The sequence below is a fragment of the Leptolyngbya sp. FACHB-711 genome (genome assembly GCF_014695615.1).
Classification (GTDB): Bacteria; Cyanobacteriota; Cyanobacteriia; order Elainellales; family Elainellaceae; genus Leptolyngbya_A.
In genome coordinates, this window is record NZ_JACJOR010000041.1 from 1 (window position 1) to 6,044 (window position 6,044).

Annotated in this window: 5 protein-coding genes; all 5 read right to left on the reverse strand. The window is 48.7% G+C overall.

All coding sequences use genetic code 11. The features are described from left to right. On the reverse strand, positions 1–335 hold a 335-nt coding region (locus tag H6F80_RS00740), incomplete at its 3' end, for an ABC transporter permease subunit (RefSeq protein WP_518523491.1). Positions 336–370: 35 nt separating this feature from the next. Then, the gene (locus tag H6F80_RS00745) at positions 371–1,321 is read right to left on the reverse strand and encodes a branched-chain amino acid ABC transporter permease (RefSeq protein WP_190789711.1); all 951 of its coding nucleotides are present in this window, start codon (positions 1,319–1,321) and stop codon (positions 371–373) included. A 396-nt stretch (positions 1,322–1,717) separates the two neighbouring features. Beyond that, on the reverse strand, positions 1,718–2,947 hold the full coding sequence (locus H6F80_RS00750) for an ABC transporter substrate-binding protein (protein ID WP_190789712.1): 1,230 nt from the start codon (positions 2,945–2,947) through the stop codon (positions 1,718–1,720). A 601-nt stretch (positions 2,948–3,548) separates the two neighbouring features. Beyond that, positions 3,549–4,229, reverse strand: coding sequence for a potassium channel family protein (locus H6F80_RS00755; RefSeq protein ID WP_190789713.1), 681 nt, complete (start codon positions 4,227–4,229; stop codon positions 3,549–3,551). A 91-nt stretch (positions 4,230–4,320) separates the two neighbouring features. Continuing rightward, positions 4,321–5,421 carry a calcium/proton exchanger gene (cax, locus tag H6F80_RS00760; protein ID WP_190789714.1) on the reverse strand — a complete coding sequence of 367 codons (1,101 nt, stop codon included), beginning with the start codon at positions 5,419–5,421 and terminating at the stop codon, positions 4,321–4,323. Positions 5,422–6,044 lie beyond the last annotated feature (623 nt).

Sequence of the window (6,044 nt, forward strand, 5' to 3'; positions counted from 1 at the left end):
ACTCTTAGAATCTCGACAAATGCGATCGTTGCAATTGCCAGATAAATTCCTCTCAATCGCAGAACCGGAATACCTAAAACTACGGCAAGGATTGCTGAAACGATCGCCGCAATTGCCATTTCAACAAACACATAAACTAGCGGAAAGGTGCTGCCAGAAAACTTAAAAACCTGAGTCGAAAGAATCGCCGCAATATAACCTCCTAACGCATAGAATCCGGGCGATGCCAGCGACAGTTGACCTGCCATAAGCGGCAAATAAACCGAAAGCCCCAGCATTGCCCCGAATAGCATGGAGACAATTAGAAAACCGTAGGTATTGAGGAAGGAGAGCATTGAGGGGTGGAGATGAGGAGGTAAGGAGATGGGGGTTAGACTTTTTGGGCGAAGGTGCGTCCCAGAAGACCCTGGGGGCGAACGAGGAGGACGATAAAGAGGAGGGCGAAGGCGATCGCTTCTTTGTAGCCTGAATAGTCGGCGGGGACGAAAGCTTCTGCCAAACCGATTACCAGCCCGCCCAAAACCGCTCCGGGAATATTACCTAATCCGCCCAGCACAATCACGCCTAAGCCTTTTAAGCCGAACGAAATGCCAAAATAGGGTCCGGCAATACTGACGCTGGAGCCAACTAATGTGCCTGCAACGCCGCCGAGAAAGCCGCTGAGGAAAAAAGTTAGCGTGATAAATTTTTCGGTGTTAATGCCTAAAAGACTGGCGGTTGTTGCGTCTTCTGCAACAGCTTGCAGTGCCTTACCAATGCGCGTGAAGCTAATCAGATAGGTCAGGATTGCAACCAGAACGGCAGACACGCCAAAGATCACGACTTGAACAGTTCTAATCGGCACGGGACGATCGGCTGTGCCAAAGTTCACCGAAGCAGGTAAATTGCCGTAGATATTGTCAGAAAAGGTATAAATTTCTGCGCCAACGAGATACTGAATCAAATTGACAATTACCACTGCCATACCCAGACTCGAAACCAGCGTTAATAGCGAATCTGCCTTACGCTTTCGCAGCGGACGAAAGGCAAATCGCTCAATCAAAACCGAGGCGAATCCCGCAATTAAACTGCCAAAAATCAGGGCAAGCAGGAAGGGGAATTGAATCGGTAATGCTGCATTTGCCAATAGTCCATTAAATCCAAATTTGCCGCCCGTTAACGTGTAGGTAAAATAGGCTCCCAGCGTGAAAACGGCTCCATGAGCAAAGTTAATAATGCCAAGAATTGAGAAGATCAGCGTGTAGCCCAGAGCAAAGATGGCATAGACGCTGCCGATCGATAATCCATTGAGAAGCTGCTGCAGAAAGACGGTGAAATCCATAGGAAGAAGAAGCGAAGTCAATCAGGGGATCGATCGGGGTTTTAACAAGTTGTTTCAGGAGTCTTCGAGATCCTGCATTGCCCCCCACATTCCCTAATATTGGGGAACTTTGAACTTGAGAAGGCGTATTTCCTGCCAAGTTAGAGAGTTAGCAGAGCGAATTAAAGCACAATTGCGGCTTTTCAGAGATACTTTGATGCTTTATTTGACGCTTTGGAGGCGATCGATCCAATCAAAGATAGAGAAGGTAATACTCACCTTATCAATCTTGCAAGCCTCATCCTCAAAACCGTTTTCGACTCTGCTAAAAACAGATCCTTCTTCAGTCTCAAAATCCCTCATTAACGGGAAATTTAAGAAGCAACGCAGAACCTACGCAACTTCTCAAATATCCTACTACTTCAAGAATTCAAATCGTCCGTTATTGCCGTCCGCGTCCATCTTGATTTGTGCGACATAAAACTGGCTCTGCTGAATTTCGCCTTCAGAATCAAAGGCAATTGAACCGATCGGCGTTTCGTATTTGCCTGCCAGAATTTCTTTGTTGAGTTCCGATCGCAGTTGCTCTAGCGATAGAGTATTGAGCTTGGTTTTGTTATCAAGTGATTTGAGTGCTTCAACAAACACCTGAACGCCTGTAAATGCCTGGGCACTAAACTGAGGTGGCTCTTTCTGATTTTGTGATTTGTAGGCTTCGCGGAATGCTTTGTTAATCGGATTATCAAGTTCCGGGCTGTAGGCTTGAGCAATCAAAATGCCGTCGCAATCTTTCTTGCAAACCGGAAAGATGTTCGATGTATTCAAACCGTTACCGCCAATAATCGAGCCCTGATAACCCAGATCGCGAAGCTGCTTCACCAAGTTGCCACCGTCTGCTGCCAATCCAGAAATAATCACCAGTTCAGGATTGGTATTAATGGCATTTGTTGCTTGAGTTTGAAAATCGGTGTCCGTCGTCTGGAACTTTTGCACCGTGGTGAGATTCAGATTCGCTTCCTTCACAGCATTTTGAAACGTTTCGGTTTCTGATTTGCTGAAGGCATCATTTTGAGCAAACAGAACGGCAACGTTTTTGATGTTGGGATTGATCGTCAAAGCCGTCTTTAGCGCGTTTGGAGCCACAACCGCAACCGGAGCCGACACCCGCGCGATATATTCGCCGATCTGGGGAATTCCCTTTGCCGTATTCGATGGAGCCAGTACTGGAACTTTAGCGCGATCGGCAACTGGATCGGCAGCAAACGCCTGCTGGGAAAGGGTTGGTCCGACAATACCGACCACTTTGTCTTGAGTAATCAGCGCGTTAAAAGCGTTAATCGTGCCCTGCTCATCGCCTGCGGTGTCCTGGAGTACGAGCCTGATCGGAGTTCCGTTCACGCCGCCCTGGTCATTGAAGTAGGTTTCAGCAATTTTTGCGCCAAGTACCTGTTCCTGACCTAACAGAGCAACGTTGCTGGTTTGCGCTACGGCGACCCCAATGGGAATTGCATTCCCTGTTGCTCCAGAACCGCCCGATGAACCAGTCGAGGCTGCCTGGTCAGGCGTATTCGTTTGGGCACAGGCAACAATCAGAGAAAACGTGAATAGAGACAGCAGTAATTTTGTAACGATTCTTCTTGAAAACATTTTTAGGAATCTCCGATCGAATTTTATTTATTAAGGATTTGTGCTTTGCGGTCAGTTGTTAATTAGCCGTCCTTATTTTTGAAATCAACTTTAGCCGTCGATCGCTTTTGCAGCTGCAATGAGAACTCAATGTAGGGGCAGAACTCCTAATTCGGAGAACGACTTCCTAGCCCTCTCGATTCTGATATTCTCAGCAGCCTGGCGACAGCAACCTAATCGATCGCACTCATCCTGTCTCAGTAGGATTTCATCTCAAACGAATAGCCCCAACTCAATCAAATCAGCCGAGCCAATTCGATTAGGAAAAATCTTACCTAATCAAAATTGATTCAACTGAATCTAGACGATCTCTTAGTTTATACGCAGCTTTGATATGACTTGAATGATTATTACAAAGACTTAATCGGGCAGGCTTAAATTGTGAGTTTATTCACCCAGACTGTATTCGCCCAGTCTGTGATGCGATAGCAAAAGCATAAATTTCTACACTATTCAAAAATTATTTAAGAACCCTCGAAAATCACTCGATCGCCCCAGAATTCCTGCAAGCCTAAATACTGCCCTACCTAATTCCCCCTTATCTCCTTATCTCCCCATTCCCTTATCTCTCCACCCCCTGCATATAATCAATCACCTGATGCAACACCCCCGGCTTCGTCACCATCAGCACCGTCGAGTCACCCTCAATTACCGTATTGCCGTTGGGAATGATCAGATCCTCATGCGGGTGTGCCTGATAGCCAATAATCAGCAGTCCTTCGGGAAATTGGGGGTCTTGCGCTAGCTCTACCAAACGATGACCGACGATCGCCGAAGTTGAGGGAATTGGCAGCTTTAAGACTTCGATCTGATCCTGCTCAAAGTGCATCATTGACTCCACCTGGGGATACTCGATCGCATTCACCATTGTGGAAACTGCCAGATCCACCGCATTGGTAATCGATGTTGCTCCGGCAATCCGATAGGGTTCGGCGAAGTCGCGATGGCGCATTCTCACCAGAATTTGCGGCACGCCGTAGTGTTTCGCCAGGGCAACCATTGCCAGATTCAGCGCATCTTCTCGTAGGACGGCAGCGAGCACATCTGCTTTGCGAATGCCTGCTTCCATCAGCAGATCAGTACTCACCGCACTCCCTTCAAATGCCATCACGCCGAGCTGCTCACGGGCATAGCGACAGGCAACCGGATCGATGTCAATCAGGGCGATCGTGTGTCCCAGATCGACCAGCCTTTGCGCCAGGTTTAGTCCCATTAGTCCGGCTCCGCCAATCAAAACGTACATTCACCCTCCGATATTCGCAAATTGAGGCAAGCGGGCATTGAACGAGATCAAGATTCAAGTAACGAGATTCAAGCAGGATTGATGAATGAAATTAGTTCACCGCAGACACGATCGCCGGATGGAAATAGAACGCGGCTCCCAAAACGGTATAAGTTGCCAGCAGCAGCACGCCCTCCAGCCAGTTCGATCGCCCATCTAAGCTAATCAGGTTCGCAATAATCACGGCGATCGTCACAGCAACGACTTCAAACAAATTGAAATTCAAATCCATTGGCTGTCCGATCGCCTGCCCAACCAGCACCAGTAGCGGCGCCACCAGCAGCGCAACCAGCAGACTTGATCCCATCGCTACCGAGACAGACAGATCCATATTGTCTTTCATCGCCACCCGCACGGCAGTCACATATTCGGCAGCACCCCCTACCAGCGGCAGCAAAATCACGCCTGTAAAGAGCGGGGTGAGTCCCAATCCGGCTGTCGCTTCCTCAACCGCACCCACAAAGATCTCAGACTCAAAGGCAACTCCGATCGTCGCAGCCAGCAACACGCCAATCCAAAGGGTTAGATTCGGTTTCTCATGCGGTTCTCCCGATTCGCCTTCTTCCAGGTCAGCCAGTCCAACTTCATAAAGATAGCTGTGCGTCTTTAGCGAAAACAGCAGCGTCAGCGCATAAACCGCAATCAGGACGATCGCCACCGTTGCCGAAAGCTGGCTGATCGCCTGGGGCGCAACCCCCTGCGAAGTCGAAACTACCGTTGCCGGAAGCACGATCGCCGTTACTGCCAGCGTCATCGTTGAGCCGTTCACCCGTGCCACGATCGGCTTAAATTCCTGCTCTTTGTAGCGCAGCCCGCCCAGCAGCATCGACAACCCCATCACCAGCAGCAAATTGCTAATAATTGTTCCGGTAATGCTGGCTTTCACGATTTCCACCAAGCCTTCCTTGAGTGCAACCAGCGCGATGATTAGCTCTGTGGCATTGCCAAATACCGCATTCAGCAAGCCCCCGATCGACGGACCCGAAACAACCGCAACTTCCTCGGTGGCAGTGCTGAGCCAGATCGCCAAAGGCACGATCGCGATTGCGGCAGTGAAAAACACGGCTAAAGCACCCCACCCTAGCCGCTCGGCAGCGATCGAAATCGGAATGAAGATAAGCAAACCGAACGAAGTCAAATTTTTAATCGACATAGCAGACAGACGAATAGAACTGGGCATCCTGCAATCAAGACGCTGCCCTCTAGCATGACTCAAGTTTACTTTTCGCTCAAGAATGTGAGTGGCTGCGATCGCCCTGCAGGGGAAATTGTTTTGCATTGTAATGATGCTGTTTGATCAGAGCAGCACACGAACCACCGCTCTAGGGACTGTCGCTTCGTGCTCAAAAATCGCGATAGCCCTTGATTTCCTTGCTAGAATGCCGCTTTCGGTGGATGTCATTAAGCAATCCTACTTCTTAGGCTGTAATACAATTGCTCTATTCAGCCTGCTTCATTAGAGGATGTTTAAGAAGTATCAAAGGTGCTGCCTTTGCCCCCAACCCCCAATCTAAGGGCTTCCGATGCAGTCTTTACTTTTGTTCAAAGTTCCCTAATCCTGGGCTTCAATCCCAGGCTTTTGCCCACTGTATTCCATTCAAAGTCCATTCAAGTCTATTTAAAATCTCCCTTGATAAGGAACAGAAAGGGAAACTGTGGGGGCGGTTCGAATCACTATCTCCACTTTTCAAACCTCTTCTGAAACAGGAGTTAGCTGATTTTGAGACAGACGACCGATTGCCCTGGGGCATAGGTTCTCATTCAGTAGTTCTCATA